This is a genomic window from Rhodococcus sp. no. 34 (genome assembly GCF_054589475.1).
Genome location: NZ_BAAILK010000046.1, coordinates 131,384 through 153,145, shown reverse-complemented (window position 1 = coordinate 153,145; position 21,762 = coordinate 131,384). Strand labels below are relative to the sequence as shown.

Sequence of the window (21,762 nt, the reverse complement as noted above, 5' to 3'; positions counted from 1 at the left end):
TTCGACGTGGCAACTTCAGGATGCTTCGCGGTCCTCAAAGACACTTCAGGGCAACGTCATTCAGCATCCAGGCGCACTCGCGGGCCGACAGTGCGCAAATCCTGGACTTGCGCTGGAGAACCATCGGCACTGCTTCGTGCACCAGTGTGAGCTGTATCCCCCACCCCGCGACACACCAAACTTCGGTACACCAAACTTCGATACGGAGTGAACTGGTAGCCCAGTCACTCGGCCGGGTTGCTTGCCAAGTGACGATGGCAAGCAACCCGGCCGACTGGGGTGTGGGTGAATGATTTGCGGTGCTGAACGTTCTTCCGCTACTTCCCGGTCACCGAGTGATGCTCTGTGCCGCGGTTCCTTGGCGGAGGCGGGTGATTTCGTTGCGTGATTCGACGACCTGGGGGCTGTCGTCGCCCTTGCTGACAGCTAGGTCGCTGCACAGATCCAGCGCGGCACGAACGATATGTCGTCGTTGGCGACGTTCGGTGTGAGTGGGTGCGGCTTTCGCGTAAGTGCGTTGTTGTCGCCATCCGCCGGCGGCTGTCACCTCGGCGTCGGTCAGGACGCCGGACTCGATTTCCGGGGCGAGAATGTCACGGACGAAGTGGGATTCACGTGGGTGCGCCCAGACGAACGCGATCCACAAGGCAGTGAACGCGAAGACGATGTCGCCGATCATGATGACGAACACGAGCGAACTGCTGCCGCCGGCGATCGCGAGCATGGAATCCCACACGCCGTGGATCAGGATAGGTGCCACGATCAACGCCAATCCGCGTCCGATCCGCCGGGGCTGGGCCGGGGTGCCGATCAGATAGATCACGCCGGCGCAGAAAAGGGCGGTGAAGAGGGGATGAGAGACGATGTCGGAGTAGGTGCGGGTGGCGATGGAACCGAGCAGGCCGTCGGTTTGGTGGGCGCCGAAGCCCTGTGTTGCGCCGGCAATCGAGTACAGAAAGTCTTCGCTGGTCTGAAATCCCAAGCCGATGAAAGCACCGAGGAGCAGGCCGTCGGTTGCGGTGCGCACCAGGCGTGGTGCAAGCGCGAGGAGGACTACGATGCCGATGCCTTTGGCGGTTTCCTCCACGAAGGGTGCAGAGAGGCCCGCATGCCAGTCCTGAGCCCATACCTGCCCGAAAATCTTCGAGTAGAGCGAACCGACTGCTCCGTTCGCGGGTACTGCGATAGTGAACGTTGCTGCGGTGGCGCCCCAGATGAAGCCGGTGACCACTAGTCCTACGGGTTGGCGTTCGTAGCGGTCGATGTGCCGGAACCACCATGTCCAGACCGCGGCGCTGATGACGCCGACGATGCCGGCCACGAGGAGTGCGCGCCCGAAGTATCCGGCGAAGGGAGCAAACATCTGCCAGCCTTTGACGAGGCCGAATCCGCACATCCACAGGTATATCCAGAACACGATGTTGCGTGGCTGGAAGAAGTGAAATTTCTCGCCCCAGGCCGTCGTATCGAATGCGCGGGAGCGGGTTTCGAGGAGATCGGTGCTCACTTGGTGTCTCCCTCGTGTGTGCCGATAGAGGCGATCATGTCGGTGATTTCTCGACTGCGGGCGGCGATCTGATCGGGTGGGCCGACTACCTGTACCCGAATTCCCTTGCCGTCGACGACGAATGTGGTCACCGATCCGGCGGACCGCGGAGTGTCAAAGCTGACCTGGACGCCGCTCAGACCCCCGTCGGTGCTGATCGGCTGGCGCGCACCGGAGACCGCAAGCACGGAACTGCCGTTCGTCGCAAGACTCACGGCATCTGTTTGGGAGAGGAGTTCGTCGGCAGTTCCACTGAATGTGTCGGCGTCGACGCTCACGGTGACGGTGCCATCGGTCAACGTCACACGTGGGAGCGAATCGGACGCGCCATGTTGGTCGGTTCGGAAACCACTGTCGACATTCCAGCCCGCAGGTGCGGCGAAGGAGACCGTTTCGGTCACGGCCATCCGGTCTCCGGCGCCGGTTGGATCTTCGGAGGAGACAGCGGAATCGATGGCGGGCACGATCACGGTCCAGAGCATCCACACCGCCAAGATCGCGAGGGCGTGTGGGAAGACTCGTGTGTCGAATCCGAGGAAGCGGTGATCCGCTGGTGGACGTCTTCCGTGTAGGGGCTCGTGCTTGTGTGCAGTACTCGAAATAACGCTCAATTTCCCTCGTTTCCATTGCACGGCAGGTGCACTGACTATCGCAGAAACGGACAAATTCCGTGCATCAGCCGGCACCTGCCGGTCATCGAGACGATCGTGCACCAAGTTCCCGTAGGCGCGAGATCACCGAGAGCTCCTAGTCGACGGTGAACCGTCGCATCGCCAGATGTCCGAACACGCCGACCAGAATCAACGTGACGCCTGCGGTCACGGAAACGGAGTCGGTCACCAACCCCGCGATGCCGGTCACGGCTACGAACACCGGCAAAAAGTCGAACAGCCTGAAAATCGACTGCGGTGGTTCGGTTTCGAGGCCCTGAGCCTGAGCGGCCTTGTTCGGCGCATACTCGGGGTACCACTCGGTGAAGGAGATCGCGAAGAAGGTTCCGAGCAACTGCAGAATCCATCCGGTCCAGAAATTGTCACCGTCGTGCAGCAGTGCGTCTCCGAACAGGCCCACTACGGCCGACCAGGTGAAGGCGAGAGCCCACACCGCCGTAATGACGTAGTTGATGCGCAGAAACAGTGGCGTCGTCCAATACTCTTCAGGCGTCGACTCTTTCGCGTACTGCAAAGTGAAAGGATTGCGGAGCAGGATCGATCCGAAGGCAAAGACCACCAGCGCGATGTTGGTCAGTTCGCCTCCCCAGAGTTCGAACCACCGAATCGTGTTCGCCGACGCGAGGAGGCCGACGGCCGCCAGAACGCCGAAGAACACGACGTCGAAGACCTCCAACAGCTTCACGGTGCCGCCGCGCCGGTGACTGGCCGCCAAGATCAGCAGCGACAACCCGAGGGCTGCGGCCGCGGATTCCTCGAACCTTCCCGGCCCGGAGAGCAAGGACAGCAAGATCCACGGCGACAGGCCGGCGAGCGGTGACTGCAGAACCGCGTCGACGACACTGGTTTTGTGAACTGCATCCCGGGGCTCGGACTTGTCTGGCTCGGTTTTCTCAGGCTCGGTCACAAGAAGCCGCCTTATGCAGGAACGGGTGGCACAGCGAGTACCCGCGTAGGCGCTCCTCGGAACATCGGCAGCCCTAATATCCGATGCTCGGCTCAGATTGCCGCAGTCTCCTCGGGTGAGTGCTCAGCCTGATCTCGGCGCCGGGCCAGCACTGCCATGGCAATCGCGCCGACCGCGATGATGCTGAGCACGATCTCCGGCACCGGACCTACTCGGCTGGCAAGGGTGGAGCTGGTCGAGAGCGGCACCTTCGCCACCAGGGCCGCCGGCACGAACAGGTCGGTTTGCGAAGTCACCGCACCGTCGGGAGCGATGATGGCGCTGACACCACTGGTTGCGGCGACAACGACGGCGCGGCCGTGCTCGACTGCCCGCACACGCGACATTGCCAGCTGCTGATAGGTCATCTCGGTGTCCCCGAAAGTGGCGTTGTTGGTCGGTACCGCCAGCAACTGTGCACCGTTGCGCACAGATTCCTGGAACGCCCGGTCGAACGCCACCTCGTAACAAGTCGCGACACCGATGGGTACCCCCGCTGCATGGACAACGCCGTTGCCCTCGCCGGGAACGAAATTGCCCGCGCGATCGGCGTACGAGGAGAAGTTCCTGAAGAAGCTTCGGTAGGGCAGGTATTCGCCGAACGGCTGAATGATCTTCTTGTCGTGCTGTTCCTGAGGACCGTTGGCGCCGTCCCACACGATCACCGAATTGGTGGTCGTACGATCGGCGTTCACGAGTACGGTGCCGACAAGAATCGGCGCTCCGATCGCTTCGGAGGCCCGGGTGATGTCGGCAGCGGCATCGGCGTTTCGCAGGGGGTCGATGTCCGAGGCGTTCTCCGGCCAGATCACGACGTCAGGCTGATCGACGCGGCCCGCGTCCACCTCGGCAGCAAGTTTCACGGTTTCGGCGACATGGTTGTCGAGGACCTGCTTGCGTTGCGAGTTGAAGTCCAAGCCCAACCTCGGAACGCTTCCCTGAATGGCGGCGACGGTGATCGTTCGATCACCGGAATCCATGGTGGACAAGAACGGCGACACCGCGAGAGCAATGATCACGGGCACGAGGGCAGCGGCAACAGCTCCGAAGAATCCTCGGTCCCATCGTTTGGCCGCGACAGCGACTGCAACTGCTGCCAAGCCGGTACCGGTCAGGGCCACCGCGAAGCTGAGCAGCGGCGCACCGCCGACACTCGCAAGTGGGAGGAGCCACCCTTCGGATTGACCGAATGCGAGCCTGCCCCAAGGAAATCCGCCGAAAGGAACGCTGGAACGAAGCCACTCGGTGAGCGTCCAGGTCGCGGCAATCCACAAGGGTGCCCATGGCAACCTCGCCACCAGAACCGCAAGCAGCCCGAACAGTCCGATGAACAACGACTCCACCGCGGCCAACGCGATCCACGGGACCGCACCTACGAACACACCGATCCACGGAAGCAACGGCACCAGAAATCCGAGACCGGCCAAGTATCCGTAACCGAAGCCGGCACGAAGGCGCAGTCCGCCGCGCCCGAAGTTCGTCAACACACACGTCAGAAGAGCGATCCCGACGGGCGCCAAGAACCACAGCGGGCGGGGTGGGAACCCTGCGAAGATCAGGAATCCACCTGCGGCCGCGTACAGCGAACGTAGCCATGCGGAACCGGTGAGCACAGCGCTCACGCGGGAGCTATCACCGACAGACGCCTCTGCGCCGGCCTCACTCACTCGACGAGCCGCGCTGATAGACGACGCGTCCGCGATGCACCGACTTGATGCAGACCGGAATCGGCGCATCTTCCGCCAGCCTCGGCAGAGCGGGTACGCGCGAGCGCGGATCGGTAGACCATCGCTGAACCGAGTCGGCGGGTGCGCTCACTTCGAGTTCGCCTGCCGCCCACAACACGTAGGAGGCGGGTGCACCCGGATTGAGCGTTCCCGCGGCGCCGTCCCGCACTCCGCCCGCACGCCAGGCACCGCGCGTTGCGGCGGAGAAGGCCGCACGCGGTGAGATTCCACTTCCGTCGGTGCGGTGCTGGACAGCGGCGCGCAGCATCGCCCACGGCTCGATGGGGGTGACCGGGGCATCGGAGCTGAATGCGAGCGAGACACCCTTACCGGCAGCAGGTGCAAACGGATTCAACGCTGCTGCGCGCTCGACTCCCAGGCGCGTGGCGTACAGACCGTCGGTACCGCCCCACAGTGCGTCAAACACCGGTTGGACGCTCGCGATGACGCCCAAGGCCGCGAAGGTTTCCGCGTCGGCCATAGACATCATTTCCGCGTGCTCGAGGCGGTGACCCAACGCGGCGACCTTGGGGCCACCCAGTTCGTCGGCGACCCTGCGGAACGCGGCAGCTGCCGACGAGACGGCGCCGTCACCGATGGCATGGAACCCGGCCTGGACGCCCGCGAGGGTGCAGGCCCGGATGTGTGCGGCGATCGCGTCGACGTCGAGGTAGGCATTGCCCGTCGAATCAGGTTGGTCTGCATAGGGTTCGAGCAACCACGCGGTATGCGAACCGAGCGAGCCGTCGATGAAGAGATCCCCGCCGAGTCCGTCTGCTCCGGTTTTGTCGAGGAGCGCGCGAGCATCCTCTTCGCTGTCTACACGCTCACCCCAGTAGCCCCGAACCTCCACGCCGTGATCGTGGGCCAACAGTTCCTGGAAATCGGTCAATCCCGAGATGTCCGGTCCCCCGCACTCGTGAACGGCCACGATTCCGCGTGAGGCGCAGAGATCGAGCGCAGCGGTACGAGCAGAAGCGCGCTGAGTTTCCGTCAGCAGATTCCGAGCGGCATTGCGCGCCAGGTGGTGTGCGTCGAACGTCAACGGGCCTTCGGCTGAGTATCCAGCGGTGTCGGCGAGGCCGGAGATCCCGTCGCGCAATGCGCTCGAGCACGCGGCCGAGTGAACGTCGATCCGCGAGAGATACACCTTGCGGCCAGGGGCGGCCGCGTCGAGATCTGCGGTCGACGGCGGGGTCTGCTCGGCCCACTCGGTGTCGTCCCAACCGTGTCCCCAGATGACTGCGTCGGGATGGGCAGTTTCGGGGTTCGCGGCTGCGAATGTTCGTACTCGCGAGAGACATTCGTCCAGAGAGTTCGCGCCCACGAGATCGAGGCCGACGAGATTGAGTCCCAGTGCGGTGATGTGGACGTGGGTGTCGACGAACCCGGGAGTGACAAACGCACCACCCAGGTCTTCGATCTCCGCGGCGGGGTGCAACGCCCGTCCGGCGCGCTCGTCGCCGACCCACACGACGGTGCCGTCGGTGATGGCGATCGAGGTCGCGTCAGGTGCAAATGAACTGTAGATCCGGCCGTTGACCAGCAGACGAGTAGTCACGAGCACCCAGTCTGCCTGTTAGTACTGCGGCCCCCGCGAACGGGTGGGTGTATCCGTGTCCAGAATCTCACCCTCGAGCACCAGTTCCTTGCCGTTGCTGGCGACGTACTCGGTGGTTTCGGGTGTCTCGACGATGATCTCGCCGTCGATCACCTCGCCGTTTCCGCGCATCCGCGCCGCGTAGCCGACGGTTCCGGCGAAGGCGTCACCACCGGCGGCAAATGCTGCTGCGCGCTTACCTGCCAGGAGCACTGCAAGCGGGCGCAGCGCCCAGCGGGTCGGCGGAATCAGAAGCAGCAGGCCCAGAACCGAAGTCACGAGTCCGGGTACGAACATCAACGCGGAGCCCGCCGCGACCAAGGCGCCGTCGGCGACCGCCAGTGACGGCGATCCCTCACCCCGCGTGGCCTTACGGAACCCGTCCATGACCCGTCGCCACTGCGAGCGCATGAGGATCAATCCGACAAGCGATCCGGCGAGAAACAGCAGCACTGTCCAGGCGACACCGATGGCGTTGCCCACGATGACCAAGGCTGCGATCTCGACGATCACGTAGAGGAGAAAAACGGCGGCGATCATGACGTCCCCTTTCAGACGGTCTATTCGTTCAACGCTCGAGGGGCCGGTTTTTCTCCCGACAACGACGCAGAGGTGCAAAACAGGTGGGTGCCGTGAGTCACACGGGCCTTCTCTCACGCACGTGCGACTTGCCTGGCGTTAACTAACGCTCCGCTAACGATTCTAAACCTCAAGTTGACGTTGAGACTCTGCGCATGGTCAAGTCACTTCGGGCCGCATTTCCCGGCCTCATGAAATGAAGGAGCCCGACATGAGCCGACTCCCCGGCAAGACACTCGCCCGACGCATTCCCGCTGCCATCGCCGGCACAGCCGCCGTCGTGGCACTCACCGCCGGCAGCGCGATGATCAGCGCGGGAACCGCGGCCGCAGAACCGGTGGTGCCCGAAGGAATTGCCGCGCTGATCGCGCAGGCCGCAGCCATCTCCCCCGAAGCCTCTGCGGCCGTTCAGCAGTTGATCGGCACGGCAGGCGCTGATCAGATCACGACCGCCCTCGATCTACCGGACATCGGCGTCACCAAGCCGCAGTCGTTCATGTACCCCGCACCGACGGTCGGGTGTGGCGTGGCCGGTGAACCCGTCACCGTCACCCTCAGCTCCGCACAGGCCGGTCCGAACTTCCCGTTGCCGCCGTGGGTCGAGGCCGACCATCTCCGTTTCCAGGCAATCCCGGGTTACGTCGGCATACCCAAGACCTCAGGGTTGAGTGTTGCCTGGATCAACGTCGGCACGTTCAAGGGCGGTATCGTCCCGTTGGACGAGAAGTTGCCCGTACTCGATACGCCGTTGCTCTCGAAGGTCGTCGACACCGGTGACGGCAAGGTGTTTGCCGCTCTGTTCGGCAATGTCGATTACGCAGACGGGAAGACCTGCATCGTGCTGCCAACAGTGGGCGCTTTTGATGCTTGAGCAGAGCGAAACGCTCGCTGCCTGACAGGCGGCTGGCCTACGCGCCCGGAGTCACCAGTCCGGTCTCGTAGGCCAGCACCACAGCCTGCACACGATCACGCAGATCGAGTTTGGTCAGAATGCGTCCGACGTGCGACTTGATCGTCGATTCGGACAGGTACAGCTGCTGTGCGATCTCGATGTTCGACAGTCCCGTGGCCACGTGTCCGAGGACTTCGCGTTCGCGTTCGGTCAGGACGTCGAGAACCACCGGATCGCGCCGGGGCGCCGGACCGTCCACGATGAACCTCGACAGCAGACGACGTGTCACCTTCGGGGAGACAACCGCGTCACCGGCTGCCACGCTGCGGATAGCCGACACGAGGTCCTCGGGCGGGGTGTCTTTGAGAAGAAAACCACTCGCTCCGGCACGCAGGGCGCCGAGCGCGTGTTCGTCCAGGTCGAACGTCGTCATCACCAGGACCCTGGCTTCGATCCCGGACGCAAGAATCTGCTCCGTCGCTTTCACCCCGTCGACAATCGGCATCCGCACATCCATCAACACGACGTCAGGCTTCAGCGCCACCGCCGCTGCGACCGCCGCGGCTCCGTCACCGGCCTCACCGATAACCGAGATGTCTTCATGTGCTTCGAGCACCATGTTCAGGCCCATCCGCATGAGTTCCTGGTCGTCGACTAGCAGCACGGTGATGGGCACGGCGTAAACCTATCGGGCCTGAGACGTCGGTGCCAATGCGATTGCGGCGAGCCGGTATCAATCGTGGATCTCGAGCGGCAGCTCTGCGTACACACGCCAACTGCCGTCGGGGCGTCGTCCGGTCTCGAGTGTCCCGTGCAGTACCGCCACCCGCTCACGCATTCCGACCAGTCCATTCCCCGAACCGTGGGAGAAGGTCGAACTCGACGTTCCGTTGTCGACGACCTCGAGCAGCACCGCGGTGTCGGTGCGGCGCACGGTGACTCGTGCCTTCGGATTTGCGCCGGCGTGACGGAGGACATTGGTCAGTGACTCTTGGACCAGGCGATGAATTCCCAGGCTGACTGAAGGACTGACGTCGTCGAGCTCGCCGGTCAGCTCGAGGCGCACGCCGAGACCAGCGGCACGCATCATCTCGACGACCTTGGCGATGCCGGCCGTTCCGTGTTGCGGCATCAAATCGCTACTGACCTCGGTGCGCAGCAGCGAGACGGTCCGGCGAAGCTCGGCAAGGGCGTCGCGTCCGGTGCTGGAGATGTTGCCGAGCGCCTTCTTGGCCAACGCGGGATTGGAATCGACCGCATACGACGCGCCGTCCGCCTGGACGATCATCACGCTGACCGCGTGGGCGACGACATCGTGGAGTTCGCGGGCGATTCGGGTTCTTTCCGTGGCCACCGCATCCTCGGCACGCCGATCCCGTTCGTATTCGGCCACTTCGAGTCTGGCGGCCACTTCCTCGTCGTAGGCGCGGCGGGCGCTCAAGAACTCGGCGGTGATCCAGGCCAGTGCATAGAGCAGGGTCGCAATGATGATCGTGAGGATCACGTCTTCGCGGATGACGAGCAACGAGAGTGTCATGTCCAGGGCAAGGAAGCACGCGAAAATCGCCCCGGTGCGTCGATCGACATACGCAACGAGTGTGTAGAGCGAGACCCCGAGCGCCAACAGGCCTGGATGTTCCGCAGCCGGATCCCCTGTCGCCCACATCATCAAGGTTGCGAAGTACGACATCGACAAAATGGACGCAGCGGACACACGCGGATATTTGCGACGCCACACGACGGGAAGGCAGATCAGAAATCCGACGACGAGCTGAGGCCACCGCTCCTCACGCGGCGAACTGACGAACGTGACTACCTCGAGCGCGAAGAACACGAGCGCCAGCGCGCTGTCCGCGATCATCGGCTTTCCTCGCAGCCACAGGCTGAACCTCCGCATGTGCTCAAGAGTGTCACAGCTGTGAAAGAGTCACCGCCGTGGATATTGCTGATTGGGGACTGCTGATGACGGCAGCGACGGCGGCGGGTTGGGTCGACGCCGTGGTCGGCGGCGGTGGATTGATTCTGTTGCCGGCGCTCTTTCTGGTCGCACCCCAATTGACCCCACAGGCGGCACTGGCCACCAATAAATTGACGGCATTCACCGGGACGAGTGCTGCGGTGTACACGTTCTCCCGTCGAATCCCGATGGAGTGGCGGCAGATGGCGCCGGCAGCCGCGTTGGCTGCGGTGACGGCCGCGTGCGGGGCGGCGGCCGTTTCGCTGATCGACAAGAAGTACTTCATTCCGATCGTGATGGTCGTCCTCGTCGCCGTCGCCGTCTTCGTGACCATGCGTCCGACGCTGGGCACCACGATCGCGACCCATCGTCCGACGCAGCGCAAGACCGTCCTCGTCCTGCTGCTCTCCGCCGGACTCATCGGCCTCTACGACGGTCTGCTCGGACCCGGCACCGGCACCTTCCTCATCATCAGCTTCGCGACCTTCCTCGGAACCGAATTCGTTCGGAGCGCAGCGATGGCGAAGGTGATCAATCTCGGTTCCAATTTCGGCGCGCTCGCCTACTTCGCCGTCACCGGGCATGTCTGGTGGAGTTTGGGTTTGGCGATGGCGGTGTGCAACGTTCTCGGCGCGGTCATCGGTTCGCGGATGGCGCTGAGCAAGGGATCCGGATTCGTGCGGATCACGCTGTTGGTGGTCGTGATCGCCATGGTGATTCGCCTCGGATGGCAGCAGTTCGGCTGAGATCGGCGGTCGTCGGCTAGCGTCGTGTGCGTGACCGTCACCCGAGATGTCGATGCAGATTTCCTCGCCCTCCCGCTGCGAGCTGTCGCTGATGCGGCGCTGTCGGCAGCGAGAACGGCCGGCGCCCAGCACGCCGATGTTCGTGTCCACCGCGTGCTCACACAGTCGATCAGGTTGCGCGACGGCGTAGTTCAGGCGGTGTCCGACGGAGACGAGATCGGGGTCGCCGTCCGTGTGATCGTCGACGGCACGTGGGGATTCGCCTCGCACGCCGAGGTGTCCCCCGATGTCGCTGCTGCGCTGGCACGCCAAGCGGTCGAGGTCGCGAAGGCATTGCGCTCGCTCAATCGGGATCCGGTCACACTCGCCGACGAGCCCGTCTACGCCGACGCGACGTGGGTGTCGCCGTACCTCGAAGATCCCTTCGCGACACCGACGGCCGAGAAGGTAGGCCTGCTGGTCGACTACTCCGGACGGCTTCAAGCCGCCGACGGCGTGGATCACGTCACGGCGAGTGTCCTCCAGGTCAAGGAGCAGACCTTCTACGCGGATCTGGCCGGTTCGTCGATCACCCAGCAACGGGTGCGTCTGCACCCCGAGTTCGAGGCGACCGCCGTCGACAAGTCGGCCGGCAGCTTCGAATCGATGCGCACCTTGGCGCCGCCGGTAGGCCGCGGATGGGAGTACCTCGGGGCGGAGAGCACATGGAACTGGGGCGATGAGCTCGCGCAGATCCCGGAGTGGCTGGCCGAGAAGACCAAGGCACCGACCGTCGAAGCGGGTCCGACCGACCTCGTGATCGATCCGACCAATCTGTGGCTCACGATCCACGAATCCATCGGACACGCCACCGAATACGACCGCGCGATCGGCTACGAAGCGGCCTACGCCGGTACGTCGTTCGCGACGCCGGACAAGCTGGGAACGCTGAAATACGGAACGCCACTCATGCACGTGACCGCCGACCGAAACGAAGAGCACGGCCTGGCCAGCGTCGGATTCGACGACGACGGCGTCGCCTCTCAACGGTGGGATCTGGTGGCAGAGGGAACACTGGTCGGGTATCAACTAGACCGCGTGTTCGCGCCGAGGCTGGGGCTGACGCGTTCCAACGGTTGCTCGTACGCCGACTCCGCACATCACGTTCCCATCCAGCGAATGGCCAACGTCTCGCTCTCCCCCGACCCCCACGCGGACACCTCGACCGCAGACCTGATCTCGCGAGTCGAGAACGGCATCTACGTCGTCGGTGACAAGTCCTGGTCGATCGACATGCAGCGCTACAACTTTCAGTTCACCGGTCAGCGGTTCTTCAAGATCCGTGACGGAAAGCTCGACGGTCAGGTGCGCGACGTGGCGTATCAGGCGACGACGACGGATTTCTGGGGCTCGATGGAAGCCGTTGGCGGTGAGTCGACCTGGCGCCTGCAGGGCGCGTTCAACTGCGGCAAGGCGCAACCCGGTCAGGTTGCGGCGGTCAGCCACGGCTGCCCGTCCGCTCTGTTCCGCGGAGTCAACATCCTCAATACTCGTTCGGAGGCTCAGCAGTGATCGATCCGCAGCAGGTCGTCGAGCGTGCATTGGCCGCGAGGACGGTAGACGAATCGTTGGTGATCGTGACCGATGCGAGTGAGGCGTCGCTGCGGTGGGCCAACAATTCGATGACCACCAACGGAGTTTCGCTGTCCCGGACGTGGACGGTGATCTCGATCGTGCGCGAGGGTGACATCGCGAAGGTGGGCACTGTCAGTTCCAGCAGTGTCGATCCGGAGCAGATTTCCGCGCTCGTACATGCAAGCGAAGAAGCTGCGCGCACAGCCACTCCGGCTGACGACGCGTCCGACCTGATCACGCAGTCGGCGGCAGAGACCGACTGGGACCTGCCGGCCGCCCTGACCGACATCGCTGTCTTCGCTCAGTTGGCTGCCGACCTGGCGAAGGGCTTCGACGGCGGCGACCAGTTGTTCGGCTTCGCCCACCACCAGTTGCACACCACCTGGCTCGGAACCTCGACGGGCGTGCGACGTAGAACGGCTCAGGCCACCGGCTCCGTGGAAATCAACGGCAAGCGCGACGACGCCAGCGCCTGGGTCGGATCCGGAACCGTCGATTTCAGCGATATCTCGATACCGAAGCTCTTGTCGCAGTTGACCACTCGACTCGACTGGGCGGGTAACTCCGTCAGTCTGCCTGCCGGCCGCTACGAGACAATTCTTCCGCCGTCTGCTGTGGCGGACCTGATGATCTATCTGATGTGGACCATGGAGGGTCGCGGCGCCGAAGAGGGCCACACCGCACTGTCCACCACCGGTGGTACCCGGATCGGCGAGAAGCTCGGATTGCCACTGACACTCACCTCTGACCCCGGCGCCGAGGGCTTGCAATCCGCGCCGTTCGTGATCACGACGTCGTCGAGTGAATCCGTCTCACTGTTCGACAACGGTTTGGAGATCGAACCCGTCGACTGGGTCCGAGACGGCGTCGTCAATGCGTTGGCGTACCCGCGCCACGCTGCACGAGAATTCGGTCGACCTGTCGCAGTTCCCGGCGACAATCTCATCCTGACCGGTGGTGACGACACCTCGATCGAGGACATGATCGCAGGTACCGAGAAGGGTCTACTGCTCACAACCCTCTGGTACATCCGTGAGGTGGATCCCACGACGCTGCTGTTGACCGGACTCACGCGTGACGGGGTGTATTTGATCGAGGACGGCAAGATCGTCGGCGCCGTCAACAACTTCCGTTTCAACGAGAGTCCGCTCGATCTCCTGCGGCGGGTCACCGAGGCTGGACGCACCGAGATCACGCTTCCCCGGGAGTGGAAAGATTGGTTCACCCGCACGGCCATGCCGCCCATGCGGATTCCCGACTTCCACATGTCCTCGGTCAGCCAGGCGCAGTGATGACGAAGGTCGTGATCGCGGGCGGCACCGGCGCTCTCGGCCGCCGAATCAGCGACGATCTCGCGGACCGCGGATATGACGTCGTGGTCCTGACTCGCTCACCGAAACCCGGCAGGCACAGGCAGGTTCAGTGGGACGGCGTCACGGTGGGCGACTGGGCGGGAGAACTCGACGGCGCCGCGGTGATCAATCTGGCCGGCGAGTTGGTCGATCGCCGACCCACCCCGGCAAACATCGCACTGCTCACCAGTTCCCGAGTCGATCCGACCCGCGCGCTGGTCGAAGCGTCGAAACTACTGGCGCACCCTGTTCCGGTGTGGATCCAGGCGAGCACGCTCGCGATCTACGGCGACGCCGGAGAGACCCGGCTCGACGAGGCTTCCCCACTCGCTGACGGGCCACCTCAGATGACCGACGTCGCAAAGGACTGGGAGGCAGCGGTCGAGGGTGCAAACGCGTCACGAGTGGTGATCCTGCGAACCAGTGTCGTGTTGGAGAAGGGCACACCGGCGCTCGAGCGACTGCTGTTGCTCGTGCGTCTCGGTCTGGGCGGACGCGTCGCCTCGGGTAGGCAGTGGACCAGTTGGATTCACATCGAGGACTGGCTGTCGATAGTGCGCTGGGCACTCGAACCCGTTTCGGCTGCCTCGGGCGTGGTCATCGCGACGGCTCCGGATCCCGTCCGAAACTCAGAACTGATGGCCGGGCTGCGCAAGCACCTTCACCGGCCACCTGCGCCGCCGACGCCCGCTTTCATGGTCAGATTCGGCGCGTTCCTGCTGCGCAGCGACGCTGCCCTGGGCCTGACGGGTCGTCATGCCGTGTCGAAAGTGCTGACGGACAACGGCTTCCCCTTCACCTATCCGCGGTTCGATTCAGCGTTGGACGATCTGCTCGGCAACTGACGCGCGGTCAGGCTGCAGTGATGGCAAGTCCGATCGTTCCGGTCTTGCCGCGGCGCAGGAGACTGCCCTTCATGGTGATCCAGCCAAGGATTCCGTAGCGCCGCGCGATCGCGTCGCGGGCATGATCGGTGCCCGGCGCGTCGAGGATCTCGGCGACGGCGGCCACCGGTTCACCCTTCGGATTTCCCCGCGCGTCACACGCGGCGACGGTGACCGACGGGTTTCGCCTGATGCGCTTGACCTTGTAGGAATAGGTCACGGTCCACATCAGGAGCTTGTCGCCGTCCGGCGCGGCCCAGAGCGGAGTCGCCACCGGCGTTCCGTCCTTGCGGAAGGTCGTGAGTAGGACGTACTTGGCCTCGGAGACGCGCTTGAAGTCGGGGTTCACTCCTCGAGGATAGGTGCGAGCGCCTCCCGTTGAACACCGACAGGTTTCCGCGACTATCTGGCGACCGATCAGTACCACCCAGGAAGTGCCACTTATGCACGTTTTATCCGGTTCTTCTTGACGTCGGACACGCCGTTTCGTCCCCAAACTCCATCTCGAGTTATTCTGAGGCAAACCGTCGAACTGGGGAGTCGAACTTACACATGCAGCGCCGTGACATGCAGCGTCGTGTCTTTTTCAAAGCCGCCGGGGCGGGGGCGGCAGTTGCAGCCGCGACACCGCTCATGTCGACGTCGACCAGCCACGCAGCCCCCGCACCCCTGCGGGCGCTCCCGATGGGTGCTGATCACTACCGCGCGCTCGTTCCCGAGTTGTTCGTACCCTCGCCTACTCCCCCGGAGCATTCCGAAGCCATCGTCATCGGGTCCGGATTCGGCGCCAGCGCCACCGCCCTCAGACTGGCGCAGAGCGGCACCCAGATCACCATCCTCGAACGCGGACTTCGGTGGCCCCACGATCCGCAACGGGAGATTCACACCTCCGACATGCTGGCCGACGGCCGCGGAGTCTTCCGGCGAACATCGTTCACCAACCTCACCGGACTCCCCGTGGCGTGCGACTACTTCAGCGGCGTCCTCGATGCCACCGACTACGAACACATCTCGGTCTGGCGCGGCGCTGCAGTCGGCGGTGGTTCCATCATCTTCACCGGCGTGATGATCGCGCCCGAGCGCCGATTCTTCGACGCAGTCTTCGGCAACTCCCTCGACTACGACGAGATGGCGTCCACCTGGTACCCCAAGGTGCGCCAGATGCTGCGTCTGAGCCCGTTGCCCGAAGACATTTACCAAACCCCGAATTTCGGCCACTCGCGTCGTTGGGATCAGGACGCTCGTCGTGCCGGATTCGATCCGCAGCGGATCGACGGGATCTGGAACTGGGACGTGGTGCGCTCAGAACTCGACGGCCGAACCCGAGCCTCGGCCACTGTCGGTGACAGCAACATGGGTAACTCCAACGGCGCGAAGTTCGACCTCACACAGAACTACATTCCCGCCGCCGAAGCCACCGGACGAGCCACCGTCTGTTACGGACATCAGGTGCTCGCGATCAGTCGCGAACGTGATGGACGCTACGTCGTCGACGTCGAATCGACGGATCCCACGGGTGGCGTTCTGGCCCGGAAGACTCTTACCTGTGACCGTCTGTTCCTCGGCGCCGGCTCGATCGGCACCTCCGAACTGCTGGTACGCGCCCAGGCGACGGGCGCGCTGCCCAACCTCAACGAACACGTCGGTAAGGGCTGGGGAACGAACGGCGACGCCGGGATGGTGCGCTCGTTCGGCTTCAGTGACGGCACTGCGCAAGCCTCACCGTCGGCATCACGCATCGTCGACGAGTCGGGAATGCCACTCTCCCTCGAGAATTGGTATGTCCCCGGCTTGCCCGTCAACATCGGCATGCTCGGAACATTGGGGATGACCCTCGACTCGCAGCGCGCCGACTTCGCCTACGACGGCGGCTCCGATCGGGTGGTGCTGAACTGGCCGAAGAACGGCAACGACGCCACCGTCGAGGCACTACGCGCCGTCCAGAACAAGATGGCCTTCGCCGGCACCACGCTGCCGTCCGCCCTGCCGTTCGCGAAAGACGTCAATTCCTCGTTCACCGCGCATCCCCTAGGCGGTGCGGTTCTGGGCAAGGCCACCGACGGCTACGGGCGAGTCAAGGGCTACGACGGCCTGTACGTGATGGACGGCGCCGCCATTCCGGGCAGCACCGGCACCGTCAACCCGTCACTGACCATCACTGCTCTGGCGGAGCGGAACATCGCTCAGATCATCAAGTCCGGACGCTGACTCACTTCAGCGCCCGGACCTGCCGGTGATGCTCGAGGTCTACTCCCCCTCGAGCTCGCCTTCGGTTTCGAGGTACACCTGACGCAAGCCGTCGAGTGTCTTCTGCTCGGGGTGCTCCCACATGTTGCGTTCGGCGGCTTCGAGGAGCCGCTCGGCGATTCCGTGCAAGGCCCACGGGTTGGACTGCGTCATGAACTTCTGGTTCTGCTCGTCCAGAACGTAGGTCTCGGCGAGCTTTTCGTACATCCAGTCCGCGACCACGTTGGTGGTGGCGTCGTACCCGAAGAGGTAGTCGACCGTGGCTGCCATCTCGAACGCACCCTTGTACCCGTGACGGCGCATCGCGTCGAGCCAGCGGGGATTGACCACGCGCGCCCGGAAGACACGTGCGGTCTCTTCCGAAAGTGTGCGTGTGCGAACCGATTCCGGCCGAGTGCTGTCGCCGATGTACGCCTCGGGCGACTTTCCGGTCAGCGCGCGCACGGTGGCAACCATGCCGCCGTGGTACTGGAAGTAGTCGTCCGAATCGGCGATGTCGTGCTCACGCGTGTCGGTGTTCTTGGCCGCCACGTTGATTCGACGGTATGCACTGCGCATGTCGTCGGCTGCCGGGATTCCGTCGAGCCCACGGCCGTACGCGAAGCCGCCCCAGTTGGTGTACACCTCGGCGAGGTCGTCGTCACCGCGCCAGGTCTTGGAGTCGATGAGTTGCAGCAGTCCGGCGCCGTAGGTTCCGGGCTTCGAACCGAAGATACGGGTGGTCGCACGCCGGGCGTCGCCGTGCTCGGCAAGGTCGGCCTGTGCGTGGGCGCGCACGTAGTTCTGCTCGTCCGTCTCGTCCAGTGCCGCGACCAGCTGAACGGCGTCGTCGAGCAGTGCGAGCACGTGCGGGAACGCATCACGGAAGAATCCGGAGATGCGGACGGTGACGTCGATGCGCGGGCGGCCGAGTTCTTCGAGATCGATGACTTCTAGGTTGACGACGCGTCGGCTTGCTTCGTCCCAGACGGGGCGAACACCGAGGAGCGCGAACACTTCGGCGATGTCGTCGCCGGAGGTACGCATGGCGGCGGTTCCCCACACCGACAGACCCACCGAGCGCGGGTATTCGCCGTGATCGGCGAGATAGCGAGCGGCGAGCGACTCGGCCATCGCCTGACCGGTCTCCCACGCCAAGCGTGAAGGAACTGCCTTGGGGTCGACGGAGTAGAAGTTACGACCAGTGGGAAGAACGTTGATCAGGCCGCGCAGCGGCGAACCGCTCGGACCCGCGGCGATGAATCCGCCGTCGAGCGCGTGCAGGACCTGCTTGATCTCGTTGTTCGTCTGTCGGAGGCGTGGAACCACTTCGGTGGCGGCGAACTGAAGGATCTTCACGACGGTCTCGTCGTCGCTGAGTTGTTCTGCCGCAGCGGGGTTCCAGTCGGCGTCGTACATGCCGCGAACCAGAGCGTGCGCCTTTTCCTCGACGTCGTCGACACGGTTGCGGGACTCGTCGCCGTCTTCGCTGAGCCCGAGAGCTTCGCGCAGACCAGGGACACTCTGTTCGCCGCCCCACATCTGACGGGCACGGAGCATGGCCAGGACCAGTTCGATTTCGGCGTCGCCCTCGGGTGCGCGGCCGAGAATGTGCAGACCGTCGCGGATCTGGACGTCCTTGATCTCACACAGCCAACCGTCGACGTGCAGGAGCATGTCGTCGAACACGTCTTCTTCGGGACGCTCCGCGAGGCCGAGGTCGTGGTCCATCTTGGCCGCCCGCATCAGCGTCCAGATCTGCTGGCGAATGGCCGGGAGCTTGGACGGGTCGAGTGCGGAGATATTGGAGTGCTCGTCGAGCAGTTGCTCGAGGCGGGAGATGTCGCCGTAGCTTTCGGCGCGGGCCATCGGCGGGATCAGGTGATCGACGAGAGTCGCGTGGGCGCGACGCTTTGCCTGTGTTCCTTCACCCGGATCGTTGACGAGGAACGGGTAGATCAGCGGCAGGTCGCCCAGGGCCGCGTCGGTGCCGCAGTTGCTCGACATGCCGAGTGTCTTGCCGGGCAACCATTCGAGGTTGCCGTGCTTGCCGAGGTGTACAACGGCGTCGGCGCCGAATCCGCCGTTGTCCGGTGTTGCAGCGATCCAGCGGTACGCGGCGAGGTAGTGGTGGCTCGGCGGCAGATCCGGGTCGTGGTAGATCGCGACGGGCTTTTCACCGAATCCCCGCGGCGGCTGGACCATGAGGACGATGTTGTTGAATCGCAGTGCCGCGATGACAATTTCGCCGTCCGGATCCTGCGAGCGGTCGACGTACAGCTCGCCGGGCGCTGCGCCCCAGTGCTCTTCGACACCGCTGCGCAGTTCCTCGGGCAGGGTGGCGAACCATTCGCGGTACTTCGCTGCCGAGATGCGGATCGGATTGCCCTCGAGCTGCTCGGCAGTGAGCCAGTCGGGATCCTGTCCGCCGGCCGCGATCAGGGCATGGATCAGCGCGTCGCCGTCCTTCGCCGCCAGGCCGGGAACTGCGTCCGGACCGTCGACCGGACCGAGGTCGTAACCGGCAGAACGCATTTCGGTGAGCAGGTCGATTGCGCTCGCCGGAGTATCGAGACCGACCGCGTTGCCGATGCGGGCGTGCTTGGTCGGGTACGCCGAGAGCATCAGAGCAACGCGACGCTCGGTGGTGGGAATGTGGCGCAGCTTGCCGTGACGGACCGCGATCCCGGCGACACGGGCAGCGCGCTCGACGTCGGGGACGTACGTGGACAGTCCGTCGGAGTCGATCTCCTTGAATGAGAACGGGACGGTAATGATGCGGCCGTCGAACTCCGGCACCGCCACCTGCGTCGCGACGTCGAGAGGCGACAGTCCGTCGTCGTTCTCGTCCCAGGTGGCGCGGCTACTGGTCAGGCACAGGCCCTGCAGGATGGGGACGTCGAGCGCAGCGAGTGCGGCGACATCCCAGGCTTCGTCGTCGCCACCGGCGGACGCGGTCGCGGGCTTCGTGCCACCGGCAGCAAGAACTGTCACGACCATGGCGTCGGCGCGGCGGAGCGTGCTCAGAAGTTCGGCCTCTGCGGTTCGCAGAGATGCGCAGTAGATCGGCAGCGCGGTGCCACCGGCCTCGGCGACCGCGTCGCACAACGCCTGGATGTACCGGGTGTTTCCGGCCAAATGCTGGGCGCGGTAGTACAGCACTGCGATGACGGGACCGCTCGCCGAGTCGAGATCGGGCGCGAAATCAGCGATTCCCCAGGAAGGCAGGTGAGCCGGCGGCTCGAAACCGTGACCGGTGAGCAGGACGGTGTCGGAGAGGAAGTGGTGCAGCTGTGCCAGATTCTGCGTGCCACCCTCGGCCAGGTAGTTGTGCGCCTCGGCAGCAACGCCGGCGGAGACCGTCGAGCACTCCATGAGGTCGGCATCCGGCGCGTGCTCGCCGCCGAGAACGACTACGGGGAGTCCGGAGGCGAGGACCATGTCCAGGCCGTCTTCCCAGCTGCGACGGCTGCCGAGGATACGAACGATCACGAGGTCGACGCCGTCGAGCAAGGGCGGCAAGTCCTCCGAGACCAGCAAGCGTGAGGGGTTGGCCCAGCGATAGGAGACGCCGTCGCCGGCTTCCTGGCTGGCGCGGGCGCTCAGCAGATCGGTGTCGGACGTGGAGAGCAGAAGAATCACGGGTGAAGCCTTCCTGGGGTTTCGCGCCCCGTGGCACAGATCTGTCATCGACGGCGGTTGAGGGTCTGACTCGTGTTTCCGAGCGGAAACACGTCCCGCTCGAGCAACACTCACAGTGGCGCGACCGCACCGGACTTTCACCGGTTTCCTCAACTGCCGTCACTGGTGGTGGTGATGCTACCGGTCCGCAGAAGGCACTCATGACAGGTCGTACCCTGGAGCCATGCCCACGGACCGTTCACAGCCAGACGCGTGCCCGGGTGCACTGCAAGTTCACCACGCCGCCGATGGCGCACTGGCACGCGTGCGCCTACCCGGCGGACTCCTCACCCCGGTCCAATTGCAGACGCTCGCCGACGCAGCGCGCGATCTGGGCAACGGGCAGATGGAACTCACCTCGAGGGGCAACGTACAACTGCGCTCGGTCTCGGACCCCGAAGCCTTCGCGGCGCGTATCGCTTCGGCCGGTCTGCTGCCGTCAGCGACGCACGAGCGAGTGCGCAACATCCTCGCGTCCCCACTGTCCGGCCGTATCGGGGGCGTCGCCGACATCCGTGAACTGGTCCACCGTCTCGATTCGGCGATCCAAGCGGATCAAGCATTGGCAGATCTGCCAGGGCGAACCCTGTTCACCCTCGACGACGGGAGCGGAGACATCACCGGGCTACGGGGCGATTTCGGACTCCATGCGCGCAGCGCCACCGAGCATTCACTGGTGCTCGCCGGTCACCACACCACTCATCTCGTCCAGGCGGACGACGCCGTCGAATTGCTCCTCGAGGCGGCTCGATCATTCCTCGACGTTCGCGACAAGCACTGGCGCCTGGCCGAGGTTCCGGACGGAATCGAACGCACCCTCGAGCAGCTGGGTCTGAGCGCCGAGTCCACCGTTGCGGCGGACCTCACGCCGGATGCACGGCCCACTATCGGCTGGCTCGAGCAGCGCGACGGGACCGTAGCTCTGGGCGGCGGCCTGCGATTCGGGCTGCTCGACGCTCGGCTGGCCGAGTTCCTCGCCGCCGTCGACAAGCCCGTCGTCGTGACGCCGTGGCGATCGGTGCATATCTTCGACCTCGACGAATGGGCAGCCGAGCAGGTAGTCCGGGTGCTGGCACCCATGGGGTTGATCTTCGACGAGAACTCACCGTGGCTCGAGGTCACCGCCTGCACCGGAAGCCCGGGATGCGAGAAGTCTCTCGCCGATGTGCGCACCGACGCGATCACCGCCGTCGAGCAGGCAGAACTTCCCGTTGGCGGGCGCCAGCACTGGGCCGGGTGCGACCGCAGTTGTGGACGTCCCCGCGGGGACGTAGCGGATGTGATCGCGACGGGTGACGGTTACCGGGTGAATCCGCCCGATCGGTGATGCCTCTATCGTGT

General features: G+C 64.4%; 17 protein-coding genes and 1 riboswitch. Of the genes, 7 read left to right on the top strand and 10 right to left on the bottom strand.

The window, feature by feature from the left end:
• Nucleotides 1-328 precede the first annotated feature (328 nt).
• The 6 genes from ACYP01_RS21965 to ACYP01_RS21940 form a co-directional block, all read right to left on the bottom strand.
• Nucleotides 329-1,507, bottom strand: coding sequence for a PrsW family intramembrane metalloprotease (locus ACYP01_RS21965; protein ID WP_459682431.1), 1,179 nt, complete (start codon nt 1,505-1,507; stop codon nt 329-331).
• The gene (locus tag ACYP01_RS21960) at nt 1,504-2,157 is read right to left on the bottom strand and encodes a hypothetical protein (RefSeq protein WP_251014841.1); all 654 of its coding nucleotides are present in this window, start codon (nt 2,155-2,157) and stop codon (nt 1,504-1,506) included. The genes ACYP01_RS21965 and ACYP01_RS21960 overlap by 4 nt, the downstream gene beginning before the upstream one ends.
• 136 nt (nt 2,158-2,293) lie before the next feature.
• The gene (locus tag ACYP01_RS21955) at nt 2,294-3,124 is read right to left on the bottom strand and encodes a hypothetical protein (RefSeq protein ID WP_459682428.1); all 831 of its coding nucleotides are present in this window, start codon (nt 3,122-3,124) and stop codon (nt 2,294-2,296) included.
• Between the two features lie 92 nt (nt 3,125-3,216).
• Complete coding sequence (gene lnt, locus ACYP01_RS21950) at nt 3,217-4,785, bottom strand: apolipoprotein N-acyltransferase (RefSeq protein WP_030536364.1); 1,569 nt, start codon at nt 4,783-4,785, stop codon at nt 3,217-3,219.
• Between the two features lie 37 nt (nt 4,786-4,822).
• Complete coding sequence (locus tag ACYP01_RS21945) at nt 4,823-6,457, bottom strand: amidohydrolase (RefSeq protein ID WP_459682425.1); 1,635 nt, start codon at nt 6,455-6,457, stop codon at nt 4,823-4,825.
• Nucleotides 6,458-6,469: 12 nt separating this feature from the next.
• A complete protein-coding gene (locus ACYP01_RS21940; RefSeq protein WP_003944915.1) occupies nt 6,470-7,030 on the bottom strand; it encodes an FxsA family protein in 561 nt (186 codons plus the stop codon).
• A gap of 250 nt (nt 7,031-7,280) precedes the next feature.
• Between ACYP01_RS21940 and ACYP01_RS21935 the strand changes: the two genes are divergently transcribed.
• Nucleotides 7,281-7,940, top strand: a complete 660-nt coding sequence (locus ACYP01_RS21935) for a hypothetical protein (protein ID WP_003944837.1) — start codon at nt 7,281-7,283, stop codon at nt 7,938-7,940.
• A 37-nt stretch (nt 7,941-7,977) separates the two neighbouring features.
• Here ACYP01_RS21935 and ACYP01_RS21930 read toward each other — a convergent pair whose 3' ends face one another.
• Entirely contained in the window at nt 7,978-8,637 is a 660-nt protein-coding gene (locus tag ACYP01_RS21930) for a response regulator (protein ID WP_459682422.1), read from the bottom strand.
• Between the two features lie 57 nt (nt 8,638-8,694).
• Nucleotides 8,695-9,858 carry a sensor histidine kinase gene (locus ACYP01_RS21925; protein WP_063316393.1) on the bottom strand — a complete coding sequence of 388 codons (1,164 nt, stop codon included), beginning with the start codon at nt 9,856-9,858 and terminating at the stop codon, nt 8,695-8,697.
• A 38-nt stretch (nt 9,859-9,896) separates the two neighbouring features.
• Here ACYP01_RS21925 and ACYP01_RS21920 point away from each other — a divergent pair, with 38 nt between their 5' ends.
• From ACYP01_RS21920 to ACYP01_RS21905, 4 genes are read left to right on the top strand one after another with little or no spacing between them, the layout of a single operon-like run.
• The gene (locus tag ACYP01_RS21920; protein ID WP_030536361.1) at nt 9,897-10,664 is read left to right on the top strand and encodes a TSUP family transporter; all 768 of its coding nucleotides are present in this window, start codon (nt 9,897-9,899) and stop codon (nt 10,662-10,664) included.
• Between the two features lie 30 nt (nt 10,665-10,694).
• Nucleotides 10,695-12,215, top strand: a complete 1,521-nt coding sequence (locus ACYP01_RS21915) for a TldD/PmbA family protein (protein WP_459682419.1) — start codon at nt 10,695-10,697, stop codon at nt 12,213-12,215.
• Nucleotides 12,212-13,570: a metallopeptidase TldD-related protein gene (locus tag ACYP01_RS21910; protein WP_459682417.1), complete on the top strand. Its 1,359-nt coding sequence runs from the start codon at nt 12,212-12,214 to the stop codon at nt 13,568-13,570. Before ACYP01_RS21915 ends, ACYP01_RS21910 begins: the two co-directional genes overlap by 4 nt.
• On the top strand, nt 13,570-14,475 hold the full coding sequence (locus ACYP01_RS21905) for a TIGR01777 family oxidoreductase (RefSeq protein WP_459682415.1): 906 nt from the start codon (nt 13,570-13,572) through the stop codon (nt 14,473-14,475). Before ACYP01_RS21910 ends, ACYP01_RS21905 begins: the two co-directional genes overlap by 1 nt.
• A 7-nt stretch (nt 14,476-14,482) precedes the next feature.
• On the opposite strand, the gene ACYP01_RS21900 is transcribed toward ACYP01_RS21905, so the two are convergent.
• Nucleotides 14,483-14,863 (bottom strand): PPOX class F420-dependent oxidoreductase, encoded by a 381-nt coding sequence (locus ACYP01_RS21900; protein ID WP_459682412.1) that lies wholly within the window; start codon nt 14,861-14,863, stop codon nt 14,483-14,485.
• Nucleotides 14,864-15,081: 218 nt separating this feature from the next.
• Between ACYP01_RS21900 and ACYP01_RS21895 the strand changes: the two genes are divergently transcribed.
• A complete protein-coding gene (locus ACYP01_RS21895) occupies nt 15,082-16,722 on the top strand; it encodes a GMC oxidoreductase (RefSeq protein ID WP_459683044.1) in 1,641 nt (546 codons plus the stop codon).
• Between the two features lie 39 nt (nt 16,723-16,761).
• On the opposite strand, the gene ACYP01_RS21890 is transcribed toward ACYP01_RS21895, so the two are convergent.
• Nucleotides 16,762-20,382 carry a cobaltochelatase subunit CobN gene (locus ACYP01_RS21890; RefSeq protein ID WP_459682409.1) on the bottom strand — a complete coding sequence of 1,207 codons (3,621 nt, stop codon included), beginning with the start codon at nt 20,380-20,382 and terminating at the stop codon, nt 16,762-16,764.
• Between the two features lie 39 nt (nt 20,383-20,421).
• Nucleotides 20,422-20,554, bottom strand: a riboswitch (cobalamin riboswitch).
• Between the two features lie 51 nt (nt 20,555-20,605).
• Here ACYP01_RS21890 and cobG point away from each other — a divergent pair.
• Nucleotides 20,606-21,748 carry a precorrin-3B synthase gene (gene cobG / locus ACYP01_RS21885; protein ID WP_459682405.1) on the top strand — a complete coding sequence of 381 codons (1,143 nt, stop codon included), beginning with the start codon at nt 20,606-20,608 and terminating at the stop codon, nt 21,746-21,748.
• Nucleotides 21,749-21,762: the final 14 nt, after the last annotated feature.